Below are 312 nucleotides of genomic sequence, written 5' to 3'. Positions count from 1 at the left end.
TGCGGCTCATGTAAATTCCCGCGAAATATCCCGCCTTTTCCAGTTCCTCGCAGAATGCCTTGCACATCGCCGAAACGCCCGTCTTGCCGACAAGCGATTTGCCCTCAACGTCGAAATATATCGGGTACTCGAACTGCTTGCCCTTTATCGCGGCGATACAGCATTTCGCTTCGGCGCGCGCCTCGTCGGCGGTGGTCGCATAGCTGAACCAGTAGCCGCCGCAGGGTATTCCGTGCTTCTTGCACTCCGAATAGTTGCGCGCGAAAGTCTTGTCTATCTGCCCCGCGTAACGCCCGTAGCCTATCTGCATTA

Annotated in this window: 1 protein-coding gene; it reads right to left on the bottom strand. The window is 56.4% G+C overall.

What is annotated here, in order from left to right:
• Positions 1-312, bottom strand: a 312-nt coding sequence (locus LI114_RS13870) for a GH25 family lysozyme (RefSeq protein WP_264468346.1), incomplete at both ends; no start/stop codon positions are given.

Origin of the sequence: Ruminococcus sp. 210702-SL.1.03, assembly GCF_020559915.1 — a bacterium.
In the GTDB taxonomy this organism is placed as follows: domain Bacteria; phylum Bacillota; class Clostridia; order Oscillospirales; family Ruminococcaceae; genus YE71.
This window is presented reverse-complemented; position numbering and strand designations above follow the sequence as displayed.